Origin of the sequence: Streptomyces sp. AM 2-1-1, assembly GCF_029167645.1 — a bacterium.
Taxonomy (GTDB): domain Bacteria; phylum Actinomycetota; class Actinomycetes; order Streptomycetales; family Streptomycetaceae; genus Streptomyces.
The window spans coordinates 6685650-6710633 of the sequence record NZ_CP119147.1 but is presented as its reverse complement, the minus strand read 5'-3'; the positions used below and the strand labels follow the sequence as shown (position 1 = coordinate 6710633).

The following is a 24984-nucleotide window of genomic DNA, read 5'->3' as shown; positions in this document are numbered from 1 at the left end:
CGCCACTCATCGGACATAAGCGGACAAGTAACGCCTTGCCGCACCCTCCCTGAACGAGGGAGCACCCAAAACCAGTAGCATGCGGCGCCATGAGCACCCCCACTGGGCCCGCTTCCGGCCTGCCTGTACGAATGCCGCGACCTCGCCAGTCCGGACGGCACCGCCGCCCGGAGCCCGTGGTCGCACCCGAGGGCGCTGCCACGCTCGTCCTCGCCGTTCCCGGTACCCCCTCCCCGGCCGCCCGCAGTGTGGCCGAGGAAGTCATCAGCATCGCCCGTTCCGAGCTGCCCGGCCTCAACGCGGTCATCGGTTACCTCGAAGGCGACGACGCCGAGTTCCCGGCGCTCGCCTCGGTCCTCACCCTGTGCGCCACCGAGCGCGTCGCCGCGTACCAGCAGGCCACCGCCGCCGGGCGCGAGGTCGCCGTGCCCACCGGCCCGTCCGCCGTGGTGGTCCCGCTGCTCGCGGGTCCCGACAGCGCCCTGATCCGCCGGATACGGCAGGCGGTCATGGAGAGCGGCACGCAGGTCGAGCTGACCGACGTGCTGGGCCCGCACCCCCTGCTGGCCGAGGCGCTGCACGTGCGGCTCTCGGAGGCCGGTCTGGCGCGTGCGGACCGCGCCCGGCTGTTCACCGTCGCCACCGCCGCCGACGGCATCGTGCTGGCCACGGTGGGCGGGGACGAGGCCGTGAAGGCCGCCGGCATCACCGGCATGCTGCTGGCCGCCCGGCTCGCCGTGCCCGTGATGGCCGCGGCGCTGGACGTCGAGGGCTCGGTGTCCTCGATCGCCGACCAGCTGAAGAACGCGGGTTCGCTCCAGCTCGCGCTGGCTCCCTACCTGGTGGGCCCGGAGATCGACTCGGGCCTGCTGGACGCGGCAGCGAAGGAAGCGGGGTGCGCGACGGCCGAACCGCTCGGCGCGTACCCGGCGATCGGCAAGCTCGTGCTGTCGCTGTACGCGTCGGCGCTGGGCATCAAGCCGGCGGCGCCGCAGGGCGTGGCGGCGCTCTGACCGGGGGATCCCGCCGGCGCGGTGCACGGCGCCGGCGGGACCGCTGTGACGGGCGCTGTCAGGGACGCCGGGGGGCGAAGACCACGCAGGAGGCGGCCGGTGCGTCGATCGAGCCGGCGTGGCGCGGCACTCCGGTCTCCTGGTCGACGGCGAACCAGCTGACATTGCCGGAGCGCTCGTTCGCCGCGTAGAGCCACTGACCGCTGGGGTCGAGCGCGAGGTCGCGCGGCCACGTGCCGCCGCACGGGACGGACGCGACCAGCTGCGCCTTCTCACCCGTCTCGTCCAGGGTGATGACGGAGATGCTGTCGTGTCCCCGGTTGGCGGTCCAGAGGAACCGTCCGTCGAGCGAGACGACGACTTCGGACGGGTAGGTACGCTCCGGGTCCTCGGCCGCTCCCTGGGGCAGCACCGGGATCTCGTGGAGCGGTTCCAGCACTCCCGGGACCGCGTGCCAGCGGCAGACCGTGAGGGTCGGCTCCAGCTCGTTCAGTACGTAGGCGTGTCCGCCCGACGGGTGGAAGGCGAGGTGGCGGGGACCGCTGCCGGGGCGCAGCGCGGTCTCCCCGTGCGGGCGCAGTTCGCCGGTGACCCGGTCGACGGCGCCGACGTACACCGAGTCGGTGCCGAGGTCCACGCTGAGCAGCCAGTCGCCCGACGGGTCGGGCCGCACCTGGTGGGCGTGGGGCTCCGACTGCCGTTCGGCGTCGGGGCCGCTGCCCTCGTGCTGCTCGACGAAGACGGCGGCGCGCAGCGACCCGTCCTCCCGCAGCGGCAGTACGGTGACGCTGCCGGAGCCGTAGTTGGCGGTGACCAGGTGGCCGGCGGCGAGGGTGAGGTGGGTCGGTCCTTCGCCGTTCACCGCGCGCAGACAGCCGCCGATCAGCTTGGGTACCTCTCCGGTGATGTCGAGCGCGGCTGCCGCGCCCTCGGCCGCCTCGCTGACGGCGTAGAGGATCGTGCCGTCGGCCGACACCGTGAGGAACGACGGGTCGGGGACGGTGTCGGTGGAGCCGGCCACCGTGAGCGCGCCGGTCTCGCGGTCCACCTCCGCGACGGTGATGCCCTGCCCGCCGTTGCTGGTGAAAGACCCTATGAACGCCCGACCCGCGCTGTTGCCGCTCATCGCGCTACCCCTCTTGCCCGTACCTGGTGATTCGGTGGCGGGCCGTGCGGTCCGCCCGGCCGACCGTAGCAGGCGTCTTCGGCCGGGAGGGCGGGGCGGCGGGCCCGACCGGTGGCGGGGACGGCCGTGGGGCGTGCTGCGCCGGGTCGACCAGGCCGCCTGCCCGTGACGCGTACGAAGGGGTGGGGGCGGTGTTCCGCCGGTGACTGCGACTGCTTCGTGCAGCCACCGGACTGTTTCGTGCAGCCACCGTTCACCGAGGTCGCGGTGCGGGAGGCCGAGCGCCCGCTCGCGGAGGTTTCCGGGCCGTCGTCGAAGGGCTCGTCCCCGCCGCGTTCTTCGACGACGGGGCCGAGGGTGTACGGGGAACCGCGCCGATGGTCCGTGGGAGCGCCGGTGTCCCGCCGGCTCAGTCGGCCTGCTGGATGCGGACCAGGTTGCCCGCGGGGTCGCGGAAGGCGCAGTCGCGGACTCCGTACGGCTGCTCCGTCGGTTCCTGGACCACCTCGGCGTCCTGTGCCCGTGCCTTCTCGAAGACCGCGTCCAGATCGGGGGTGGCGAGCAGGATCCAGCCGTAGGTCCCCTTGGCCATCATCTCGGCGACGGTGCGGCGTTCGGCGTCCGTGATCCCCGGGTCGACGGCGGGCGGGGCCAGCAGGAGGGACGTACCCGGCCGGCCCGGCGGACCCACCGTGATCCAGCGCATCGCACCCTGCCCGACGTCGGCGCGCACCTCGAAGCCGAGGACGTCGCGGTAGAAGGCGAGAGAAGCGTCCGGGTCCTCGTGCGGGAGGACGCTCGTGTGAATGGTGATGTCCATGGCGGACAGATTAGGGGCCGTCCGGGGGTTCCGAGGGGGATGGCGGCCGCGGCCCTCGCGGCGGCGTGGTTCAGGCGCTCATGGGGATCCGGTCGGCCCGGCGCAGCGGGACGGCGAGTTCGAGGAGGGTCTGCTCCAGTGCGTGGAGGTGGGCGAAAACCGGCTCGGTGCCCGGCGTCCCCGGTGCGGCCGGTTCCGCGTGCCGGTGGCGCCCTTCGGCGGCCGGCGGACCGGTGAGCGCCTCGACGGCCGCTTCCACCCGCCAGCAGGCGGCGGCGAGCCGCGCGTCGTGCGAGGCCTCGGGGTCGGCGGCGACGGAGGCGAGTCCGCGTACCTCACGGGCACAGCCGTCCAGCAGGGCGAGCACCTCGCGTGCCCGCCCCTTGCGTGCGCTCAGCGGGCTGAGCGGGTGCACGAGCGGCGCCAGCGAGAGCCGCACCCGGCCGAGGATCGCCTCCAGTTCGCCCACCAGCGGGGCCGGGTCGGCGTCCGGGGCGCCCGCGAGGCGGGCGGCGGCCTCCGCGGTACAGGCGTGCACGCAGCGCAGGGCCCGTGCCACCCACGCGTCGGTCACCGCGTGGGTGGTCACCGGGAGGACGAACAGCACGGCGAGGACGGCGCCCAGCGCGCCGACGGCCGTCTCACCCACGCGCAGGACGAGGAGCGCCGGGTCGAGCACGCCCAGCAGCCCGTAGAGCATGCTCGCCAGGGCGGTCACCGCGATCATCATCCAGGTGTACGAGACGGCGGCGGTGTAGAAGATCCCGAAGACGCTCAGCGTGACGACCACCGCCGCCGCCGGGGGGGACGCGTGCAGCGGTACGGCGACGGCGAACCCGATCCCGATGCCGAGCACCGTCCCCAGCACGCGTCGGAAGCTCCGGACCACCGTCTCCCCGCGCGAGGTGGTGGCGACGAACACCCACCAGGTGGCTCCCACCGCCCAGTACCAGCGCTGGTCCGACAGCACCTGTCCGGCCGCGAGTGCGAAGCCGGCGGCCAACGTCGCCTGCACGGCCTGCCGCGTCGTGACGCGCCCGAGCCCCGTCGTCCCGGCGGGGAGGACGACTGCCACGGGTACCGCGAGCCGCCGCTCGTAGCACCACACCCCGAACCGCACGGCTGAGGACGCGACGAGGGACAGCAGCACGCTTCCGTACAGGTCGGGGAGCCGGCCGGGCACGGCGTGCAGGAACTGGGCGGAGAAGTAGGCCATGAAACCGAAGACGCCCAGGGAATGCCCGCGGGGACCCCACCGCCGCGCGTAGACCCCCGCCCCCACGACGGCGAGAAACGCCAGGTCGCGCCCGACGGGCACATCGTGCAGCAGAGCCGCGAGCGTGAGCACCGGGAGACCGGCGGCGGGAAGCAGCGCGGTCGTCACCGCCTGCCCGCGCACCGTCGCATCGGTCACCGTGAAGAGCGCGAGCAGTGCGGCCAGACCACCGGCGACGACAGCCGTCAGGGAGTGCCCCGTGGCCCAGCACAGCAGGACGGCGAGTCCGATGCCGACCACGGCACGGGATGCGAACCGCAGCCGGATCCACTCCGGATCCCTCGCGACGAAGACTCTCCTCAGCAACGTGCCCCGCCCTTTCGCGCGCATCTCCGCGGACATGAGAAAGGCGCCGCAGAGATCCCAGGGGATCCGCAGCGCCATCGACCTGCCCATCTCACCATCCGAGCGGCTGATGGTTCAACATCGTCCGATGCGGGTGGGCCAATGGCCCACCCTGTCCGCTTTGCGTTCTTCCCTGGCAGAGCCAACGGACCATCCCGGGAGAACCGGCGCACACGCGTGTCTTCCGTCGGCCGCCGTCAGTTTCCGGTACGGGCCTCCGCGGCGCGGCGCAGAGCCGGCCCCACCTCGTCCCCGAAGAGGAAATGCTCCGCTCCTCCCGGCAGGGTGGGCAGCCGCGCCCAGTGCGTCACCCTTTCCGCGCCGTCCACGCCGCCGGGCGCGTGGGCGAAGCGGACGACACCGTCGGAGTCCACGAAACAGTCGCGGTGGGTCACCGCGTCCTCCGCCTGGTGCCGATCGGTGAAGTAGGCCGTCGTCACCAGCCAGAACTCCTCACCGCGCGCGTCGGCGTCGCCGTTCCCGGCCGGGTAGCGCCCGGTGATCGCCACCGCGACGGGCACACCGGTCCTGGGCAGTCTCCCGCGCGCGTCGACCCAGGTCACCGTGGTGCTCAGTTCCGCCATTCCATCGCTCCGTCCTCGTACGCGTGCGCGTTTCCCTCCGTCGGCACGGGCCGCCGCGGACCGCCGACGGCCGTCCGGGAGGAGAGGGCCGCCCGGGGGCCGGCGGGGCCGTCAGGGGTTCCAGAAGACGGTGGCGAAGACACGCTCGAAGCGGCGCGCCGCCAGATCCTCGCGTGGGATCACCCAGTGGACGGTGGAACCCTCCCGACCGCGCACGTGCCTGCCCGAGGACCAGTCGGCGAGGAGTACCCAGTCGGCGGCATCGGCCGGGACCGGCCCCTCGAAACGGCCCGCCGCCACCGCACGCGCGGCGGCCTCCGCGGCGATGTCCACCGGGTCGAACTCGACGGCCTCCTCGTCCGCGTACCCCCCGATCCGGAACGGCCCCGCCTGGGCGATGCTCTCCTCGGTGTCCTCCCAGACCTCGACGAGGTCCGAGCAGAGGGGGTGGCCGGGCAGGTACTCGGCGTCCTGCTCGCCGGGGAGGAGAACGAACTGGTGGTACGGGAGCGACACATCGGGCACGGCGCGCAGAGGGCCCTCGGGGTAGCTCGCGCACAGCGCCTCGTCCTCGGCGTTCCGTGCGGCGTTCCACGCATCAGGGTCCCGTCGCACCGTCGCCGCGCCCGCCGGGACATGGACCACCTGACCCATGGAGTGGTCGGCGTCGGGGTCCGGCAGGGCGAAGAAGAGCAAGTGGCCGTCGGGCGGCAGGGGCAGATCGGTCGCACCGGCCGGGAGGGCGGCCAGATCGACGGAGGCGACGAGGGGGTGGCCGGGGTCAGGGATCTCGGCCGGAAGCAACAGGGGGCCGCCGAACCGTCCCGCCACCGGCCCGGCCTCGTCGGCCCGGGTCAACGTCACGCAGGGACGGGCCATGCCGAGCCATCGCTCCACGTCGTCGGCCGGTATGCCCCTGGCGTCGGCCTCCTCACGGAAGGGACCGAAGCGGTCCCCCGTCTCAGTTGTCATGCGCGGACGGTAGCGGACGCGCCGTCGCCGGGCGGACGCGGGCCCCGGTGACGGCGGACGCCGGGGCGGTACCCGTCGCCAGGAACACCGGAGGGCACGGTGGGAGCGGAGCACATGTCAGCTCGCCCGGCCGGAGGGTGTTGTCCGGCCGGCGCGGGTCCACCAGGCCGTCGGCCCAGTGCACCGGGCGTTTCCCGTTACCATCCGACCGGCGTACCGGGAGAGGCCCGGTGCGCGTACGCGACCCCGAGAAGAGGCTGACGCACCGTGGCGGTGGACGCCCTCGACACCCGTATCCTGCGGCTCCTCATCGAGCAGCCGCGCACCAGCGCCCGGGAGTACGCCCGCATTCTGGGCGTGGCCCGGGGCACCCTCCAGGCCCGGCTCGACCGGCTGGAACGGGACGGTGTGATCACCGGTACCGGCCCTGCCCTCTCCCCCGCGGCCCTGGGGCATCCGGTGCTCGCCTTCGTCCACCTGGAGGTCACGCAAGGGCGCCTGGACGAGGTGGGGGACGCATTGGCGGAGGTTCCGGAGATCATCGAGGCGTTCTCGACCACCGGCGGCGGGGATCTCCTGACGCGGGTCGTGGCGCGGGACAACGGTCATCTGGAGGACGTGATCCAACGGCTCATCCAGTTGCCCGGGGTGGTGCGGACGCGGACCGAGGTGGCACTGCGCGAGCGGGTGCCCCACCGGATGCTGCCCCTGGTGGAGGCCGTGGGGAGGACCCTCGCCGTACGCGGCTGAGCGCCGGCCCCGCAGGGCCGGACCCGGGCCGCCGGGGAGGGGCCCGGTGCCGGACGGCCGCCCCGGCCGCCCCGACCGCGCGGGCCGAACGTGCCGCCGGCGCCGGGCACTTACCGCCCTGGGCGCCGCTGCGGGCCCCTCTCGCCCGGCCCCGGTGACGGCCAGGAGTCCGGGGCGGCAGCGGAACTGACCGGCCGTAACATCACGTCCACCGGACAGATATCCTGATCATCGCCGCGAGCCCCGCCCCGTCCCGCTCCTCGTGAGCATGACCCGAGCGTCGCCCCGGCTGACGCAACGGGCCACAATTCGAGATTGGTGTACAGGTGCTGGTAGCTGATCGGTACCGGTTGGTGTCCCCCATCGGGCGCGGCGGCATGGGCGAGGTGTGGCGGGCCACGGACGAGGTCCTCGGCCGCGCCGTCGCCGTCAAGCTGCTCCTGGGGGACCGGGCCGACTCCTCTTCCACCGCACGGTTCCGGCTGGAGGCGCAGACGGCCGCCCGGCTGAGCCATCCGCACCTGGTGGCGGTCTTCGACTTCGGCACCTGGGAGGACCGCCTCTACCTGGTGATGGAGCTGGTCGAGGGACGCAGTCTCGGCGACCTGCTGGAGGCGCAGGAGAGCGTCCACCCCGAGCAGGTGGCGCGGATCGCGGGCGACGCGGCGGCCGGGCTCGCCGCCGCCCACCGGCAGGGTGTGGTGCACCGGGACATCAAACCGGGCAACCTCATGCTGGACGCGGAGGGCTCCGTGAAGATCGGGGACTTCGGCATAGCCCAGTTCGTCGACGATCCGTCGACGGCGCTGACGACGGCCGGCCAGATCGTGGGCACGAGCCTGTACCTGGCTCCGGAGCGGGCGCTCGGCCGGACGGCCGGGGCGGACTCCGACATGTACTCGCTGGGCTGCGTCATCTACCACCTGCTGCTGGGCCGCCCGCCGTTCCGCTCGGACACCTCCACCGCCACGCTTTATCAGCATGTCGACACTCCTCCGGTGCCGCTGCGGGAGCAGGGGGTCGACATCTCGCCGGCCTTCGACACGTACCTGCTGAGCCTCCTCGCCAAGAAGCCCGAGGAGCGGCCGACCGCGCAGGAAGTGGCCGACTGGTTCCGTACGGAGGCGTGGCGCGGGGTCCGTGAGCCGCGCGGCACGGTGGGCGGAGGTCCGCGCTCCGGCGCCCCGGCGAGTTTCTCCGCCGACGGGGGCGGCCCGGGCCACCGGACCGCCCAGTCCGGGGGGCGCCGACGGGCCGCGCCACCGGTGAACAGGGCGGCCCCCCGAGCCGGAAACCGCGCGGGAAGCCACACCGGGAGCCGCACCACCGGACGTGCCGGAAGCCGCGCGGCGGGCCGGGGCGCGGCGAAGTCCGGCGGCCGCAGACTCGCCGCGAGCGAGGCCATCCGGCGGCGACCCCGGGTAGCCAGCGCGGTGGCGGGCTCGATCGCGTTCGTGGTGGCGGTCTATCTCGGCACGGTGATCTTCGGTCCTGATTCCGGCTCCGGTTCCGTCGTGACACCGGGGACCGGCGCCTCCCAGGGCGTCACCCCGCAGGGCGAGGGTTCCCCCGCCCCCGCCGCGTCCGACGCCCAGGGCGGGCAGGGGAACGGCGACGAGGACGGGGAGAGCCGCGGAGAGGGAGAGGACCACGGGAAAGGGAAGAACCGCGGGGACGGCGAGGACGACTGAGCGGTCGCCGCGGCTCCGTCCCGGACCCGCTCCGGCGGGGCCGGGCTACCAGCGGTCGTGCACACCCGCGCGGATGCGGCGGTCGTAGAGGTCGCGCACCGCGTCCAGGGTCGGTTGCGGCAGCGGGGCGAGTCCGGCGGCGGCCGCGTTGGCGCGGGCCTGGTCCACGGACCGCGCCCCCGGGATGACGCTGGTGACCCCGGGCTGCTGGATGATCCAGCGCAAGGCGGTCTGGGCGGGGGTGGCGCCCTCGGGAGCGAGACCGGAGAATTCGGCGGCGGCCTCGATCCCGGTCGTGTAGTCGATGCCGGAGAAGGTCTCGCCCTGGTCGAACGCCTCGCCGTGACGGTTGAACGTCCGGTGGTCCTCCGGGGCGAAGACGGTGTCGGCCGTGTACCGGCCGGAGAGCAGGCCGGAGGCGAGCGGCACGCGGGCGATGATGCCCACACCGGCGGCGAGTGCGGCCGGGAGGACCTTCTCCAGCGGCTTCAGACGGAACGGGTTGAGGATGATCTGCACGCTGGCCACACCGGGGCGTGCGAGGGCGGCGAGCGCCTCCTCGCAGGTCTCGACGCTCACCCCGTAGGCGGCGATCCGCTCCTCCGCGACCAGGGTGTCGAGGGCGTCGAAGACGGCGTCGCTCGCGTAGACGCTGGTGGGCGGGCAGTGCAGCTGGACGAGGTCGAGGGTGTCGACCCCCAGGTTGGCGCGCGAACGGTCGTTCCACGCACGGAAGTTGTCAAGGACGTAGTTCTCCGGCACCTGGGCTGCGCGGCGGCCCATCTTGGTGGCGACGAAGACACCGGCGTCCGGCCGGTCCTTGAGGTAGCGGCCGATGAGCTGTTCGCTGCGGCCGTCGCCGTAGACGTCCGCGGTGTCGAAGAAGGTGACACCCGACGTGACGGCGGCGTCGAGTACGGCGTGGGCGTCCTGCTCGTCGACGTCGCCCCAGTCCCCTCCGAGCTGCCAGGTTCCCTGTCCTACGACCGATACGTCACGGCCGGTCCTGCCGAGAGTGCGTTGTTCCATGCAGATCATGTTATTGCGGTGCCCGGTCCGCTTGTCGGGCGTGGGGGGGTACCGCCCGCCGTGCGGCGGCCCGTGCGGGGCCGCACAGTGGAGGAAGGGCACGGCACAGAGAAGTGAAACGGCCGACTTCGGGGACGACGGAGGGAGCCCGGCATGAAGGACGAATCCGCACCGCGCCCGCCGCGCTTCGTCGTGCAGATCCACGAGGCACGGCGCATGCACTTCGACTTCCGGCTGGAGGTCGACGGCGTCCTGCGGTCCTGGGCGGTGCCGCAGGGCCCTTCCGACAACCCCCGCGACCGGCGGCTGGCCGTCCCCACGGAGGACCACGCGCTGGAGCACCGCGACTTCGAAGGGGTGATCCCGCCGGGTGAGTACGGCAGCGGCACCGTCATCGTCTGGGACCAGGGCACCTACGAGCCGCTCGGCCACGACGAGCGGGGGACCCGGGTTCCGTTCGCGGAGTCGCTGGAGCGCGGGCACGCGACGTTCCGGCTCTCCGGCGAGAAACTGCGGGGCGAATTCGCGCTCATCAGGTTCCGTACGGGCCAGGAGGAAGGCGGCCGGGGCCAGGAGGCGTGGCTGCTGATCAAGGCCAAGGACGAACAGGCGGTACGGGACCGGCCCGGCACCCCGGATCCCTATCACGCGCGGTCGGCCCGGACCGGGCGCACCCTGCACCAGGTCTCGGAAGCGGAGTCGCACCGGGGCTCCGTCGCGCGGTGAGTGGTCTCCCGTGTGGCGGCGGGGCGGGGACGAAGGGCCGGGCACGGACGAGCCGGCGGGCACCGCGGGTGCGCCGGCTAGCCTCCCGGCCGGCAGGGGCCGTCAGGGGCCGTCGCGGGCCCGGGGACGCACGCCCGCACCACGACCGCCTCCCCCCGGCGCCGCACACACCCGGGCCGGCGGGAGGACGGCCCTGACCGGCAGCAGTACGGCGACGGCTACTGTGGGACACCGCCCGAGCCTGCCGGGCGGTGTCCGCTTTCTCATGCCGCTCCGTCCCCGGGCGCCGTTGGCTTCGTCGCCACACCGGGACGGGGTGGAGTCCGCCGACGCCGCGCACCACCGTCCTGACCGATCCCCCGAGGAAAGCCGAGCCGTGCCCAGGCCCTTCCCCTTCGAACTCCTCGCGCCGCCGGACCCGCTGACCCTGCGGCTGCCGCCGGCGGCTCACCCCTTCCCCGGCGTCCGTCTGCTGCGCGCGGTGCCCTACGGGGTGCTCGACGGGGGGCGGCCGCTGGAGCTCGATCTCTGGCTGTCCGACGACGTCCCCGGTCCACGGCCGGTGATCGTGTTCGTCCACGGCGGTGCCTGGCGACAGGGACTCCGCGACGACATGGGCCCCTTCATGAGGGACCCGGAGCCCGGCCCCTTCGCCCGGCTGGCGGCGGCCGGCTTCGCCGTGGCGTGCGTGGACTACCGGCTCAGCGGTGAGGCCGTCTTCCCCGCTCAGCTCGACGACCTGCGTACCGCCCTCGGCTGGCTGCACGCCCGGTCCGGAGAACTGGGCACGGACTCCTCGCGCACCGTCCTGTGGGGCGCGTCGGCGGGCGGACACCTCGCCGCCCTCACGGCGCTCGCGGATCCGGCCGGCACCGCGGCCGTCCCTCCGGTGCGGGGCTGCGTCGTGTGGTACGCCCCCACCGACCTCGGCGCACTGGCCGAGGACTGTCCGCCGGGCCGCTTCGACCCCGGATCCACCACCTCGTTCGAGGCGCTGCTGCTCGGAGGCGCCCCGGACGCGCAACCCGCGCTGGTCGCTGCCGCCAGCCCGGCGAAGCGGGCCGGGCCGGGCTCTCCGCCGTTCCTCGTCCTGCATGGGACGGACGACACTCTCGTCCCGGTCGCCCAGGGGCGCCGGCTGGCGGCAGCCCTGCGGGCGGCAGCGGTGCCGGTCGACTTCCGCGAGATCGAGGGCGCCGACCATCTGTGGGTGGGCATCGAGGAGGACCGGATCACCGAGTGTTTCCTGACCTCCCTGCGGTTCGCACGGTCGGTGACGGCCGGACCGGTACAGGGCGGCGCGGAAGACGACCGGCAGGGGGACGGGGAGCGCTAGGCGAGGCGATAAGCGGTCCTGTGCCCCGCCGGGGATCCCGGACCGGGCTCACCGGAGGGACGCGATGGGCGCCCTCGGACACCGCCCTGCGGCACGTCCCGGGGGGACCCGCCGACACACCGCCACGCAAAGGTGAAGTGGGCTGTCTGAGAGCGGAGTTAGGGGGCACTAGACGTCGTGTCCCGCCCAGGTGCGGCGGGATTGAGCGGACACGGCCCTCAGGCTCCGTCCCCGTCCGAGAGGAATCTCCATGCTCGCCATCATCGCCGCGGTGCTGTTCTTCATCTCCTTCCTGATCAACGCCGCCGACATCACCACCAACGATGTCTTCTCGTCCGGCAACGTCATGCTGCTCGGCCTGCTCGCCCTCGCCCTGCACGTGGCGGGGATCGGCGCCGGCTGGTCCGCCCGTCGCCGCTGACCTGCCGCGCCGGCAGCCCGCGATGTGCGCGGGCGAATCCCGGCCGGTTCCGACGCATGCCCCGCAGCAGCCACTCGGCATCTGCGGGGCAGCCGCGTGGCCCCACCGGGCACGTCCCGTCGGCGGACGACGGGGATCGCCTGCCGACGCCGGCCCTCTGACGGCCCGTCACCGGAATTGTGCGGGAAGCCGGGCACGCTGCTCGAAGACCTCGCCGCCATCCTGCCACCAGGTCAGCCTCCACCCTCCCGGCCAGGACGGGTGAGCCGGCAGCGCTGACGTGGGAGTGGAACTCCCGACGTGTGAGCCATCGGCGTTTTCCGAGGGACGTCCGCGTTGTTCTGCCCGCGGCGAATCCCGGCCCGACCGGCTTCGGGGCTCAGTAAAGTCCAGTCCCATGCCCGGAATCACCACACGCACGGTCGCGTACCCGGCCGACGGTCTCACGATGATCGGACACCTCGCCCTCCCGGCCGGTACCAACCGCCGGCCCGCGGTGCTGCTCGGGCCGGAGGGCATGGGGCTCAGCGACGTCGAGCGCCGCCGGGCCGATGCTCTCGCCGAGCTGGGATACGTGGCGCTGGCCTTCGACCTCCACGGTGGGCGCTATCTGGGTGACCCCGAGGAGATGCTCGCCCGTTGCATGCCTCTGCTCGCCGACCCCGACCGGATGCGGGGCATCGGCCACGCGGCGCTCGACATGGTGCGCGCCGAACCGCGTACCGACCCCGGCCGGATCGCCGCCGTCGGCTACGGCACCGGGGGCGCCGTCGGGTTGGAGCTCGGGCGCGACGGCGTCGACCTGCGCGCGATCGGGACGGTCAACGCGCTGATCACGGGCCGACCGGGCGAGGCGGCGCGCATTCGCTGCCCGGTGTGGGCCGGGGTCGGGTCGGAAGACCCGATCATGCCGCCCGCGCAACGGGACGCCTTCACCGCCGAGATGCAGGCAGCGGGTGTCGACTGGCGCCTCGTGGTCTACGGCGGCGCTCTGCACGCCTTCCACCACCCGCCGGTCGACCACCCCGCGGTCCCCGGCGTCGGCCACCACCCACGGCATGCGCAGCGAGCCTGGCGCGACATCGTCGACCTGCTCTCCGAGTGCCTGCCCGTGACGGAGGATCAGGCCGACCCGAGCTCGGCCACCCCCTGACCAGCCCCTCCCGGGCGTGTTGCGGAGTCATGAGCGACGACGCCGCGTGGAGGGAATCGCACGGCTGCCCGAGGTCCACCCACCGCCCGCTTCCGCCGCGTGGGTCCGTGACCGCCCGCACCGAACCGGTCGGACACGTCCGCCTCCGCCCTCCCCGTGCCTCGACCGCCCCGCCGTCCCTGGCCACCCTCCCGGGCACGGCCGTCCGCCCTCTCTGGTTTCTCGTTCTCAGGACGCCGCCCGTGCGGAAGAGCCCCCGACTTCTCGGTGCACGCGGCCCTCTGACCCGCGCGCCACGCCGGTCCGGTGGGCCGACCGGCACCACTCGTAGGACCCATTCCGGTGGAACGGCTCCGATACGGGAGTGAGAGGCGGGCGAGCGGGGGCAGACGTGAGGCGGTAGACCGTCCGGCGATCCAGGAGCGACATGCCCTCCAAGACTCCTTCCCCCCAGTACACCGTCCCCGGCCTCAGCACCGACGAAGGTGCCGAGGTGATCGAGGCGCTGAAGCTTCGTCTGCACGCGCTCAACGACTTGGCCCTCACCCTCAAGCACATCCACTGGAACGTGGTGGGCCCCCACTTCATCGCGGTCCACGAGATGCTCGACCCGCAGACCGTCGCCGTACGTGAGATGGCGGACTCCGCGGCCGAGCGCATCTCGGCCCTCGGTGGCGAGCCGCAGGGGACGCCGGGCGTGCTCGTGGCCGAACGCACCTGGGACGACTACAGCATCGGCCGGGCCGACGCGATCGCCCATCTCGGTGCCCTGGACCTCGTCTACACCGGCATCATCGAGAGCCACCGGAAGGCGGTGGAGCAGGTCGGCTCCATCGACCCGGTCACCGAGGACCTGCTGATCGAGCACCTGCGCGGACTGGAGCAGTTCCAGTGGTTCGTCCGCGCGCACCTCGAAACCAGTTCCGGAACCCTGAGCACCGGCGGTACGGCCACCGAGACGCAGGCCGCCCGCAGCGCCGGTGCGAAGAAGAGCGCCCCGGCGAGCAAGCCTGCGGCTGCCAAGCGCACCACGAAGAAGGCCGTTGCGGGCAAGCGCGCCCGCTGACCGCCCGAACGAGCCGGCCGTGGCCCCGCCGTCAGTCGGCGGGGCCACGCCGATGAACCACGCGCACGACCCTGCCGGGCGCCTCGGGATCCACGATCCACACGGCGTGGCGGGGGGCGGGGGACCCGTCCGGGCCCCGGGCGGCCCGGGGCGATCAGGCCGGCGGGGCCGGGTAGGTCGGGTACTCCACACCGGAGACGTGCTGGACGACCCGGACGACCTGGCAGGAGTAGCCGAACTCGTTGTCGTACCAGAGGTAGAGGATCGCGTTGTCGCCCTCGACCTTGGTGGCGCCCGCGTCGACGATGGAGGCGTGGCGGGAGCCGATGAAGTCGCTGGACACCGCGTCGGGGGCGCCCGTGAAGTCGATCTGGCGCTTCAGGGGCGAGGTCAGGGACACCTCGCGGAGGTGGTCGAGCACCTCCGCACGGGTGGTCGCGCGGGCGAGCGTCAGATTGAGGATGGCGATCGACACGTCGGGAACCGGGACGCGGATCGAACTCCCGGTGATCCTGGCCCCGAGACCGGGCAGCGCTTTCGCCACGGCGGAGGCGGCGCCGGTTTCGGTGATGACCATGTTGAGCGGCGCCGAGCGGCCCCGCCGGTCCGACTCGTGGTAGTTGTCCAGCAGGTTCTGGTCGTTGGTGAACGAGTGCACGGTCTCCACGTGTCCGCGCAGCACCCCGTACTCGTCCGCCATCGCCTTCAGCGGCGGGACGATCGCGTTGGTGGTGCACGAGGCACAGGAGAGGATGCGCTCCTGCGGGTCGATCGTGTCGTGGTTGACGCCGTGGACGATGTTGGGGACGTCACCCTTTCCGGGCGCGGTCAGCACGACCTTGTCGATGCCGGGGCGCAGGTGGCGGGAGAGGCCCTCGCGGTCGCGCCACTTGCCGGTGTTGTCGACGAGGACGGCGTTCTTGATGCCGTAGGCGGTGTAGTCGACGTTCGCCGGGTCGTCGGAGTAGATGACGTCGATCTCGTTGCCGTTGGCGATGATCCTGCTGTTCGCCTCGTCGACGGTGATCGTGCCCTGGAACTGTCCGTGGATGGAGTCGCGGCGCAGCAGGGAAGCCCGCTTGACGATGTCCTGCCCCGCTCCTCGGCGGACGACGATGGCCCGGAGCCGCAGGCCGTTCCCGGAGCCCGCCTTCTCCACGAGGAGACGGGCGAGCAGCCGGCCGATGCGCCCGAACCCGTAGAGGACGACGTCACGGGGCTCGCGGCGTTCGATCTTCTCGGCACCGGTGGCGCCGGCGACCGCCTCGGCGGTGAACTCCTCCACCGTGCGCCCCCGGTGATCGGTGCGGTGGGTCGCGGCGAGCATGCCTATGTCGATCTGGGAAGGGCCGAGATCGAGGGTGGCGAGGGTGCGCAGGAACGGCAGTGTCTCGGTGACGGAGAGTTCCTCGTCGGCGATCTGCCGGGCGAACCGGTGGGTCTTGAGAATGCTCACCACCGACTTGTTCACCAGGGAGCGGCTGTACAGCAGGACGGTGACGTCCCGCTCCCGGTGGAGTCTGCCGATGATCGGGATCATCGACTCCGCCGTCTCCTCGCGGATCTTCCATTGGGTGAACGCGTCTTCGTTGACAGTCACAGGTTTCACTTTCGAGCTAGGTGGCGCTCATATGCTAACCGCCTGGTGGCCACCCTTCTCCACCCCTCCCCGGGAACGCGGAAGGGCCCGCTCCCGTGGTGGGAGCGGGCCCCGCGCAGGGCTGACGAATCAGTTGTTGTTCAGGTACTGCGCCCAGAGGAAGCCGGCCTCGACGGAGGCCGCCTCGCGCTCCTCGGTGGCGTAGGTGATCCCGTACGGCCCGCCGATGTTGAGGTACTCGGCGTTCTCGCGAGAGGCCTCGGCCTGGAAGTAGCCGGCGGCGACCTCGAGGGCCTCGCCGCCCGTGTCGGTGTCGTGAGCGGCGGCCGGCCCTGCAGCCATCAGCCCGGCGGCGGCGACGGTGGCCACGGTGATCGCGATACGGCGAAGCATGTGTACTCCCTTTGAGGTGCGAAAACGAGCGGTGCTTTCACCGCATATTCACCCTTTTTGAGCCCTCTCGAAAGCCGCCGGGGAGAGTAAGCACCTGAACGGATGGCGGGTTTGATCCACATGCGCGCACGCCGGCCCTGATCGGGTCGAGCGCCGGGGGACGTGTGAACCTCGGCGCGCGTGGAGAGTACGCGGGACAGCGCGCCCCCGAGGCCCGCGGCTGGCCTCCGCAGCCTTACGTGTGTGCGACGGACGGCAGCTCGCCGTCGCCCCCGGACGTGCGGCGCGGCCGATCCGGGGCGAACGGCCGGTGGAGCGGAGGTGGCCGGGCGCGCCGGACGCGCACCGCGACGGCGCGGCGGGACCGGTGGAAGCCGATGCGTCGCGCACCGGCCCGTCCGCACCGGTCGGCGGCATCGCCGCCCCACCCCGGAAAGCGCCCGGGGCACGCGAGGCCCGCCCCTCCCCTCACCCCTCCGCAGGGCAGGCCACCCGGACCCCGGCCCCGGCACGGAAGCGCCGAGGGCGGTGCACGACCTCCCGGCGGACCGAGGGCCCGAAAGCCCCCCTCAACCCGGGTCGAGTTCTTCTGCGATCTCGCTCCGGACACCTTCCCCCGGCGCCCGAAGCGCGACCCCGCCACCTCCGACGATCGTGTGAGGATCGGCGATCCGGGTACGAACTCAGCACTCCGGCAGCGCGCTCAGGTCCCGCCGAAGCACCGATCAGCAGATGCGATCGATCTCGATCAGTATTCGGCATTGGACGCAGCGTGCTCTTTTCCTGCATGCTCAGTGCCATGTTCAGGCCTGAGATGGTGAGGGAGTCCAGCCGGTACCCGGCCGGTGTCTCCGCATGCCACCACGGACTCAGTGAGCACCTGACACCCCGTCTGACCCAGTGCCGAGTCGTGGACTTCGGAAAGGTCAAGTCGACCAGCTGTCGCTGAGCCGACGCGTGGGTCCTGCCGGGCTCCGGTGAACATCACCTCTCCCGCACGACCGCGATCCCCCGCGTCTCCTTCCCGACCACGCTCCCCCCATGGCTGCCGTCCACGCCGGGTCCACCGTGCCCCGGCGGTCACACGCGGCCCGGAGCGCCCGTCGCACCCATTGCCCGCCGCGCCGCCCCACGTGGCCGGACGACTGCCCGCGAACCCAAGATCAAGGACACACCCATGGCCCGTGACCTCTCTCTCCCTTCCCGGGAGGGCCGATGAGTTCCGCGACCGAGAGTCGGCCGATACCCGCCGACCTCGACCGACTGGACGAGGTGACCGCCTCGCTCGCGGCCACCGCCGCCGAGCACGACCGCACCGGGGCCTTTCCCCACCAGCAGATACAACTCCTGCACGAAGCAGGTCTGTTGACTGCCGGAGTGGATGCCCGCTACGGCGGATCCGGGGCAACCTTCACCGAGGTCGCGAAGATCCTGCTCGCCGTGGGCCGCGGCGATCCGTCCACCGCGCTCATCGCCGGGATGACGATCGTCCCCCACCTGCTCCAGACGCGGAGCCCATGGCCCGAGGAGCTCTACGCCCGGGTGCTGGCGGAGTCCGCCGAGCGTCCGACGTTGCTCAACCACGCCCGTGCGGAACCGGATTTGGGCTCGTCCACCCATGGCCTGCCCGGGACCGTCGCGCGGCGGACGGCGGACGGCTGGTCGATCAGCGGCCGCAAGCGGTTCGTCACCGGCGCGGAGGGTCTCAGCTACTTCCTGGTCTGGGCGGTGACCGACGAGGCTTCTCCGCGCGTCGGCAACTTCATCGTCCCCGCCGGTACACCCGGCATCGACGTGGTGCCCACCTGGTTCCAGTTGGGCATGCGGGCGACCGGCAGCCACGAGGTGGAGTTCCGCGACGTCGAGATTCCCGCGGAGTACGTGCACGAGCTGGAGCACCCGGGCACCCCGCCTGCTCCCGGCACCCTCCCCGGCAGCATCACGATGCTGCTCTCGTCCTCCCTCTACGTCGGGGTGGCGCGTGCCGCGCAGAGCTTCACGACGGCCTGGGGGCACGAGCGGGTGCCCGCCGCGCTCGGCCGTCCCCTCGCCACGACGGACCGTTTCCGCCAGACCGCCGGGGAGATCGAGACCCTCCTCTCCACCGCCGAACAGCTGATCTTCGGGACCGCCGACCGGGTGGACCGGGGTCTGCCCGTGTCGGGCGTCGACGCCCTGGCGTCGAAGGTGCTGGTGGTGCGCCACGTCACCGCCGCCGTCCAGGCCGCGGTGCGTCTGCTCGGCAACCCCGGTCTCGCCCAGGGCAATCCGCTGGAGCGGCACTTCCGCGACATCCAGTCCGTCGGGGTGCACGCACCGAACGAGGACGCCTCCCTGCAGATCATCGGCGGCTCCGCTCTGGCGGCGGGAGCTCCGCGTGGCTGAGCCGGCCTCCCCTCCTCCCCCCGTTTCCCCTCTCCCCTCCCGTCCCCACGGGACCGTTCACTCCTGGAGTTCCGCCATGCGCCCCACCCTGTCCAGACTCGGCCGCACCCTCGCGGTGGGGGTGAGCGGGCTGCTCCTCCTCTCCGCGTGCTCGTCGGGCGGCGACACCACCGCCAAAGCGGGCTCCAGCAAGCCGGTCGCGGGCGGGACGCTGACCACCGCGGTCGACACCGAACCCGTCTCGTGGGACATCCACGCCAGCACCCAGGACGTCACCGCGGAGATCCAGCGCGGAGTCTTCGACTCGCTGGTCTCGCAGGACTCCGACGGGACGTTCCACCCGTGGCTGGCCACGAAGTGGGAGGTCGCCCCGGACTTCAAGAGCTACACGTTCCACCTGCGCGACGACGTCACCTTCACCGACGGTGCGAAGTTCGACGCCTCCGTGGTGAAGGCCAACTTCGACCACATCGTGGCCAAGGAGACCAAGTCGCTCTACGCGGCCAACCTGCTGGGCCCGTACACCGGCACCGAGGTCATCGACCCGCAGACGGTGAAGGTCACCTTCTCCAAGGCGTTCGCCCCGTTCCTGCAGGCCGCCAGCACCACCTATCTGGGCTTCTACTCCCCCAAGGCGCTCGCGGCCGGCGCCGGCAAGCTCGCCGCGGGCGGTCCCGCCGACGTGGGCAGCGGTCCCTTCGTCTTCTCCGGTTACACCAAGGGCCAGTCGGCGACGCTGACCCGCAACCCGGACTACGCCTGGGCCCCGAAGACGGCGACGCACACCGGCGCCGCCTACCTCGACAAGGTGGTCATCCGCTTCCTGCCCACCGCCTCGGTGCGGGCAGGCGCGCTGACCAGTGGCCAGGTGCAGGTCGCCAAGGCCATTCCGCCGCAGAACGTCACCGCGCTCAAGGCCGCTCCCGGTCTCGAACTCATCTCGCGGGCCAACCCGGGCGGCAACTACAACCTCTGGCTCAACGGGTCGCTCGCCCCGCTGGACGACGTGCGCGTGCGCAAGGCGATCCAGCGCGGCATCGACGTCGAGCAGGACGTGAAGACCGTCACCTTCGGCCAGTACCCCCGGGCCTGGAGCCCGATCAGTCCCACCACCCCGAACTACGACAAGTCCCTCGAAGGGAGCTGGCCCTACGACCCGAAGCTGTCGGCCCGGCTGCTCGACGAGGCCGGCTGGACCGGGAAGGACGCGCAGGGGTACCGCACCAAGGGGGGCAAGCGGCTCACCGTCGAGTGGCCGCAACTGTCCATCCAGGCGACGCGCGAGGGCCGTGACGTCCTCGGGCAGGCCGTGCAGGCGGACCTGAAGAAGATCGGCGTGGAGGTCAAGCGGCCGAACCTGGACATCGGCACGTACAACACGCAGGTCTACGGCGGCAAGGCGAACATCATCGACCTCAGCTGGCCCCGGTTCGACCCGGACGTGCTGTGGCTCTTCTTCAACTCCGGCAGCGCGCCGGCCAAGGGCGGCATCAACGCCACCTTCCTCACCGACGCGTCCTTCGACGCGTGGACGGACCAGGGCCGCGCCACGCTGGACGAGAAGACCCGCGCCGACGTCTACCCGAAGGTGCAGCAGCGGGGCATCGACCTCGCGGTCGTGATCCCGCTCTACACCCAGGTCTCCCTCGTCGGGCAGTCCGACGAGGTGCGCGGGCTCACCTTCAACGCGAGCAACTGGCTGACGTACTACGACGCCTGGCTGGTCCAGAAGTGACGCGGTCGGCGACAGGGCCGGCCGGCCGGATCGCCGGGCACCTGGGTTCGGCCGCGGCCGTGCTGCTGGGCGCCGCGACCCTGGCGTTCCTCGCCCTCCAGCTCATCCCCGGCGATCCCGTCTCCGTCCTGCTCGGTCCCTCCAACTCCGGTTCTCCCGAGGTACGGGCGGAGATCGCCCGGGAGTACGGATTCGACCGGCCCGTCGCCGACCAGTACCTGCACTACCTGGGCCGTCTGCTCCAGGGGGACCTGGGCCAGTCGTACCAACTGCAGCGGCCGGTACGGTCGCTGCTGGCCGACCAGTTGTGGCCGACGATGCAACTCGCGCTGGCCGCACTGGTTCTGGCCGTCGTCCTCGCGGTGGTCTCCGCGGTGGCGACGGCCGGCCGGCGGCCGGGCTTCCGCGCGGTCGCCTCGGTCTGGGAGCTGATCTCGGCGTCCACCCCGTCCTACTGGGTCGGGATCGTGCTGCTGACGGTCTTCTCCTTCCGGTTCCACGTCTTCCCGGTGGCCGGCGCGGAGGGCTTCGCCTCGCTGGTCCTGCCCGCCGTCACCCTGGCGCTCCCCCTCACGGGGGTGCTGGCGCAGGTATTGCGCGAAGGACTGGAAGCGGCCCTCGAACAGCCGTTCGTGATTACCGCCCGGTCCCGCGGGGTGGGTCTGACGGCGGTACGGCTCCGGCACGCGCTGCGGCACTGCGCGGTGCCCCTGCTCACCCTGACCGGCTGGCTCACCGGTTCCCTGATCGGCGGTGCGGTGCTGGTGGAGACCGTCTTCGGCCGTCCCGGCATCGGCTCGCTCGTCCTCCAGGCGGTGAGCGCCAAGGACATGCCGGTGGTGATCGGTGTGGTGCTGCTCTCCGCGTTCGTCTTCGTCGTGATCTCCACCGTGGTGGAGCTGCTGTACCCCGTCATCGATCCGCGGCTCAGGAGCGCCTGACCCATGGCACCTACTCTCGTCCCCGAGCCCGCCACCGGGCCTCCCGCTCCCGTCGCCGTGTCCGCGCCGCCGCGGGCGCGGCGGCGCCGGGCGGGAGGGCGTCCGTCCGCTCCCCCGACCGTGGTGGCCGCGGGCGCCCTGCTGCTGCTCGTCGTGCTGGTGGCGGTGGCCCCCCAGTTGGTCACCGATGTCTCGCCCACCGCGATCGACCCGCTCGACGCCTTGCGGGGGCCCAGCTCCGCGCACTGGTTCGGGACCGACCAACTGGGCCGTGATCTGTTCTCGCGCGTCCTCCACGGGGCCCGGCCCTCCCTGCTGCTGGGATTCGGCTCGACCGTCATCGCGGTCGCCGGGGGGGCCGTGATCGGTCTGGCGGCGGCGCTGGGCGGGCGGGCCGCCGACGGGATCCTGATGCGGCTGGCCGACATCCTGCTGGCGCTGCCCGGGCTGCTGCTGGCGCTGCTGGTGGTGACCGTGCTGGGCACCGGCACGGCCAACGTCATGGTGGCCATCGGTATCGCGTTCGTCCCCGGCTACGCCCGGCTCGTCCGTGCGGAGGCGCTGGTGGTCCGCGGCTCGGGTTACGTCGAGTCGGCGGTCGCCCTCGGTCTGCCCCGCCGGCAGATCGTACTGCGGCACGTCCTGCCCAACGCGCTGGCGCCGCTGCTGACCCTGGCGACGGTGGGGTTCGGCACCGCGCTGATCTCCGCCTCCGGGCTCAGTTTCCTCGGCCTCGGTCCTGCCGCCCCCTCGCCCGAGTGGGGAGCGCTGCTCTCCGCCGGGCGCGACTTCCTCCAGACGGCCTGGTGGCTCGGGGTGTTCCCCGGCGCGGCCGTCACGGCGACCGTGATCACCGTGAACGTGGTCGGCCGTCACGCCCAGCAGCGCTTCACCCGGAGGTCCGACCGATGAACACCACCGTGTCCCCCCTGTTGACCGTCGAAGGGCTGGACGTCACTTTCCGGCGGGACGGCGAGGTCCGCGCCGTGCGGGACGTGTCGTTCTCGCTGGACCGGGGCGAATGCCTCGCCGTGGTCGGTGAGTCGGGGTCGGGCAAGAGCGTGACGGCCCGCACCCTGCTCGGGCTGACCGGGAAGCACGCATCGGTGTCCGCCCGTCGGCTCGACTTCGACGGCACCGACCTCATGGCCCTGACCGAGCGCCAGTGGCGTGCCGTGCGGGGACGCCGCATCGGCCTGGTGCTCCAGGACGCCCTGGTCTCGCTCGACCCGCTGCGTACGGTGGGCGCCGAGGTACGGGAGACGCTCACCGAGCACTCCCTCGCCAAGGGGCCCGGGGCGGGCGAACGGGTGCTCGCGCTGCTCTCGGACGCCGGGATCCCCGATCCGGAACGGCGGGCCGCGGAGTATCCGCACCAGTTGTCCGGCGGTCTGCGCCAGCGCGCGCTGATCGCCTCCGCGCTCTCCGGAGCCCCGGAGCTGCTGGTGGCGGACGAACCGACGACCGCCCTGGACGTGACGGTGCAGGCCCAGGTGCTGGACCTGCTGGGGCGGCTGGTCGGTGACGGCACCGCGCTCCTACTGATCAGCCACGACCTGTCCGTGGTGGCCCGCCTCGCCGACCGGGTCGCGGTGATGTACGGCGGCCTGGTCGTCGAGCGGGGGCGCGCCGCCGACGTACTGCGGAACCCCCGGCACCCCTACACGCGTGCGCTTTTGGCGGCGGTGCCGACGCTCGCCTCCAAGGGGAGCGCGCTCTCCGTACCGGCCGCGCGGAACCCGGCCGCCGGTCCGGGCGGCTGCCCGTACGCGGCACGGTGCCTCTCGGCCGACGAGCGCTGCCGTACGGAGCTGCCGGCGGCGACGGCCGGCGAGGACGGGCACCTGACGCTCTGCTGGTACCCGGGTACGCCGGTCCCGATCGGCCCGCCGGCCGCCGTACGGCCCACGGCCGGGGCGGTCGCCGCCCCGGCGGCCCGGCAGGCGCGCCCGGCAACCGCGGGTCCGGCGCTGCTGGAGGTGGCGGGCGTGTCCAAGAGCTTCCGCGCGCCCGGCGGGGGCTCATGGACGGCGGTGGACGACGTCTCCTTCCGTATCCGCGCCGGTGAGACCCTCGGGCTGGTCGGTGAGTCCGGCTCCGGCAAGACGACGACGGCCCGCATCGTGCTGGGGCTGGTGGAACCGGACGAGGGCACCGTCCGGTTCGAGGGGGAGCCGTGGAGCGGCCTGCCCGAGCGGGCCCGCCGCGATCGGCGGCGGCACCTCCAGGTGGTCCACCAGGACCCGCTCGGCTCCTTCGACCCCCGGCACACGGTGCGGCGGATCGTCGCCGAGGCGGCGGCCCGGGCGGGCGTGGCGCGCGGGCGGGCCCGTACCGCACGGGTCGCCGAACTCCTCGGCCAGGTGGGCCTGTCGGCGGCGCTCGGCGACCGGCGCCCGCTGCAGCTCTCCGGCGGCCAGCGCCAACGGGTCGCCATCGCGCGGGCGCTGGCGACCGAGCCCCGGCTGATCGTCTGCGACGAGCCGGTCTCCGCGCTCGACGTGTCGGTCCAGGCGCAGGTGCTGGACCTGCTGGCGGAGTTGCGGCGGGAGTTGGGGCTCGCCCTGCTGTTCATCTCGCACGATCTCGGGGTCGTCCACCACGTGAGCGACCGGGTGATCGTGATGAAGGACGGGAAACTGGTCGAGACGGGGCAGGTGGAGCAGATCTTCGACCGCCCCTCCCACCCGTACACCCGCGAACTGCTCGCCGCGCTCCCCCGGCCCGACCGGACGGCCGGGCACGCCCCCGCGGTCGACGGTGGCGCCGGGGCCGACCGTGACCCCGCGGCGGCCGACCGTGACCAGGAAGGGGTACGGGCATGACGACCCAAGTCGGCGCCGATCTGTGGATACGGCGCTTCCACCCCTCCCCCGGGGCCGGCGCCCGCCTGGTGTGCTTCCCGCACGCGGGGGGCTCCGCGGGCTTCTGGTTCGCGCTCTCCGCGCTGCTCCGTCCCCGGGTGGAGGTACTCGCCGTGCAGTACCCGGGACGCCAGGAGCGCCGGGCCGAGCCGCCGGCCGAGGACATCGGGACCCTGGCCGACGCGCTCGCCGAAGTCCTGGGGCCCTGGTGGGGCGAGCCGCCGGCGTTCCTCGGGCACAGCATGGGCGCGGTGGTGGCGTACGAGACGGCCCGCCGGCTGGCGGAGGTCACCGGGTCGGGGCCGGCCGCGCTCTTCGTCTCCGGTCGCCGCGCCCCGTCGACCCGTCGCGAGGAGCGGCTCCACCTCGCCGACGACGCCTCCCTTCTGGCGGAGATCGTGCGGCAGGGCGGTACCCCCGCCGCTCTGCTGGCGGAGCCGGAACTGGTGGAGATGATCCTGCCGGCGCTGCGCGGCGACTACCGGGCGATCGAGCGCTACCGGTATCGCCCCGGCCCCCTCATCGACTCCCCGGTCACGGTGCTGACCGGCAGTGACGACCCGAAGGTGACACCGGAGGAGGCGTGGGCCTGGCAGGGCCACACCTCGGGGCCCACGGAGGTGCTGACCTTCAGCGGCGGCCACTTCTTCCCCCTGGAGCACCAGGACCGGATCGGGGCCCTGATCCACGACCGGCTGCTGCCGGGTGCGGCGCCGCCGCGGCACCGGCCCTGACGTCCTCACCGGTCCCCACCCGAG

22 protein-coding genes are annotated in these 24984 nt (G+C 72.9%); 14 read left to right on the top strand and 8 right to left on the bottom strand.

Going from position 1 to position 24984, the window contains the following annotated elements; translation table 11 throughout:
• The first annotated feature begins 89 nt into the window (after positions 1-89).
• Positions 90-1013, top strand: coding sequence for a hypothetical protein (locus tag PZB77_RS28950; protein WP_275495583.1), 924 nt, complete (start codon positions 90-92; stop codon positions 1011-1013).
• Between the two features lie 58 nt (positions 1014-1071).
• On the opposite strand, the gene PZB77_RS28945 is transcribed toward PZB77_RS28950, so the two are convergent.
• The 5 genes from PZB77_RS28945 to PZB77_RS28925 all read right to left on the bottom strand — a co-directional run bounded on the left by PZB77_RS28945 (position 1072) and on the right by PZB77_RS28925 (position 6136).
• Complete coding sequence (locus PZB77_RS28945) at positions 1072-2139, bottom strand: lactonase family protein (RefSeq protein ID WP_275495582.1); 1068 nt, start codon at positions 2137-2139, stop codon at positions 1072-1074.
• A gap of 409 nt (positions 2140-2548) precedes the next feature.
• Complete coding sequence (locus PZB77_RS28940; protein ID WP_275495581.1) at positions 2549-2959, bottom strand: VOC family protein; 411 nt, start codon at positions 2957-2959, stop codon at positions 2549-2551.
• Between the two features lie 70 nt (positions 2960-3029).
• On the bottom strand, positions 3030-4541 hold the full coding sequence (locus PZB77_RS28935) for an FUSC family protein (protein WP_275496259.1): 1512 nt from the start codon (positions 4539-4541) through the stop codon (positions 3030-3032).
• 236 nt (positions 4542-4777) lie between these two features.
• The gene (locus PZB77_RS28930; RefSeq protein ID WP_275495580.1) at positions 4778-5164 is read right to left on the bottom strand and encodes an AQJ64_40280 family protein; all 387 of its coding nucleotides are present in this window, start codon (positions 5162-5164) and stop codon (positions 4778-4780) included.
• Positions 5165-5275: 111 nt separating this feature from the next.
• On the bottom strand, positions 5276-6136 hold the full coding sequence (locus PZB77_RS28925; protein WP_275495579.1) for a DUF1963 domain-containing protein: 861 nt from the start codon (positions 6134-6136) through the stop codon (positions 5276-5278).
• A gap of 267 nt (positions 6137-6403) precedes the next feature.
• Here PZB77_RS28925 and PZB77_RS28920 point away from each other — a divergent pair, with 267 nt between their 5' ends.
• Both PZB77_RS28920 and PZB77_RS28915 read left to right on the top strand, forming a co-directional pair.
• On the top strand, positions 6404-6886 hold the full coding sequence (locus PZB77_RS28920; protein WP_275495578.1) for an Lrp/AsnC family transcriptional regulator: 483 nt from the start codon (positions 6404-6406) through the stop codon (positions 6884-6886).
• Positions 6887-7263: 377 nt separating this feature from the next.
• Complete coding sequence (locus PZB77_RS28915) at positions 7264-8577, top strand: serine/threonine-protein kinase (protein ID WP_275496258.1); 1314 nt, start codon at positions 7264-7266, stop codon at positions 8575-8577.
• Between the two features lie 45 nt (positions 8578-8622).
• On the opposite strand, the gene PZB77_RS28910 is transcribed toward PZB77_RS28915, so the two are convergent.
• Positions 8623-9615, bottom strand: coding sequence for an aldo/keto reductase (locus PZB77_RS28910; RefSeq protein WP_275495577.1), 993 nt, complete (start codon positions 9613-9615; stop codon positions 8623-8625).
• A gap of 144 nt (positions 9616-9759) precedes the next feature.
• Between PZB77_RS28910 and PZB77_RS28905 the strand changes: the two genes are divergently transcribed.
• The 5 genes from PZB77_RS28905 (at position 9760) to PZB77_RS28885 (ending at position 14308) form a co-directional block, all read left to right on the top strand.
• Entirely contained in the window at positions 9760-10332 is a 573-nt protein-coding gene (locus PZB77_RS28905; protein ID WP_275495576.1) for a DNA polymerase ligase N-terminal domain-containing protein, read from the top strand.
• Between the two features lie 376 nt (positions 10333-10708).
• The gene (locus PZB77_RS28900; RefSeq protein WP_275495575.1) at positions 10709-11668 is read left to right on the top strand and encodes an alpha/beta hydrolase; all 960 of its coding nucleotides are present in this window, start codon (positions 10709-10711) and stop codon (positions 11666-11668) included.
• 250 nt (positions 11669-11918) lie between these two features.
• The gene (locus PZB77_RS28895; RefSeq protein ID WP_275495574.1) at positions 11919-12089 is read left to right on the top strand and encodes a hypothetical protein; all 171 of its coding nucleotides are present in this window, start codon (positions 11919-11921) and stop codon (positions 12087-12089) included.
• A 397-nt stretch (positions 12090-12486) separates the two neighbouring features.
• Entirely contained in the window at positions 12487-13242 is a 756-nt protein-coding gene (locus PZB77_RS28890; RefSeq protein ID WP_275495573.1) for a dienelactone hydrolase family protein, read from the top strand.
• A 427-nt stretch (positions 13243-13669) separates the two neighbouring features.
• The gene (locus PZB77_RS28885) at positions 13670-14308 is read left to right on the top strand and encodes a DNA starvation/stationary phase protection protein (protein ID WP_275495572.1); all 639 of its coding nucleotides are present in this window, start codon (positions 13670-13672) and stop codon (positions 14306-14308) included.
• A 154-nt stretch (positions 14309-14462) separates the two neighbouring features.
• Here PZB77_RS28885 and PZB77_RS28880 read toward each other — a convergent pair whose 3' ends face one another.
• On the bottom strand, positions 14463-15908 hold the full coding sequence (locus tag PZB77_RS28880) for a glyceraldehyde-3-phosphate dehydrogenase (protein ID WP_275495571.1): 1446 nt from the start codon (positions 15906-15908) through the stop codon (positions 14463-14465).
• 129 nt (positions 15909-16037) lie between these two features.
• The gene (locus tag PZB77_RS28875) at positions 16038-16301 is read right to left on the bottom strand and encodes a hypothetical protein (RefSeq protein WP_275495570.1); all 264 of its coding nucleotides are present in this window, start codon (positions 16299-16301) and stop codon (positions 16038-16040) included.
• A gap of 1215 nt (positions 16302-17516) precedes the next feature.
• Here PZB77_RS28875 and PZB77_RS28870 point away from each other — a divergent pair.
• The 6 genes from PZB77_RS28870 to PZB77_RS28845 all read left to right on the top strand — a co-directional run bounded on the left by PZB77_RS28870 (position 17517) and on the right by PZB77_RS28845 (position 24960).
• Positions 17517-18686: an acyl-CoA dehydrogenase family protein gene (locus PZB77_RS28870; RefSeq protein WP_275495569.1), complete on the top strand. Its 1170-nt coding sequence runs from the start codon at positions 17517-17519 to the stop codon at positions 18684-18686.
• 76 nt (positions 18687-18762) lie between these two features.
• Positions 18763-20421 carry an ABC transporter substrate-binding protein gene (locus tag PZB77_RS28865; protein ID WP_275495568.1) on the top strand — a complete coding sequence of 553 codons (1659 nt, stop codon included), beginning with the start codon at positions 18763-18765 and terminating at the stop codon, positions 20419-20421.
• On the top strand, positions 20418-21362 hold the full coding sequence (locus PZB77_RS28860; RefSeq protein ID WP_275495567.1) for an ABC transporter permease: 945 nt from the start codon (positions 20418-20420) through the stop codon (positions 21360-21362). The genes PZB77_RS28865 and PZB77_RS28860 overlap by 4 nt, the downstream gene beginning before the upstream one ends.
• Before the next feature lie 3 nt (positions 21363-21365).
• A complete protein-coding gene (locus PZB77_RS28855) occupies positions 21366-22274 on the top strand; it encodes an ABC transporter permease (protein ID WP_275495566.1) in 909 nt (302 codons plus the stop codon).
• Positions 22271-24187 carry an ABC transporter ATP-binding protein gene (locus PZB77_RS28850; RefSeq protein WP_275495565.1) on the top strand — a complete coding sequence of 639 codons (1917 nt, stop codon included), beginning with the start codon at positions 22271-22273 and terminating at the stop codon, positions 24185-24187. Before PZB77_RS28855 ends, PZB77_RS28850 begins: the two co-directional genes overlap by 4 nt.
• Positions 24184-24960 (top strand): alpha/beta fold hydrolase, encoded by a 777-nt coding sequence (locus PZB77_RS28845; protein ID WP_275495564.1) that lies wholly within the window; start codon positions 24184-24186, stop codon positions 24958-24960. The genes PZB77_RS28850 and PZB77_RS28845 overlap by 4 nt, the downstream gene beginning before the upstream one ends.
• Positions 24961-24984 lie beyond the last annotated feature (24 nt).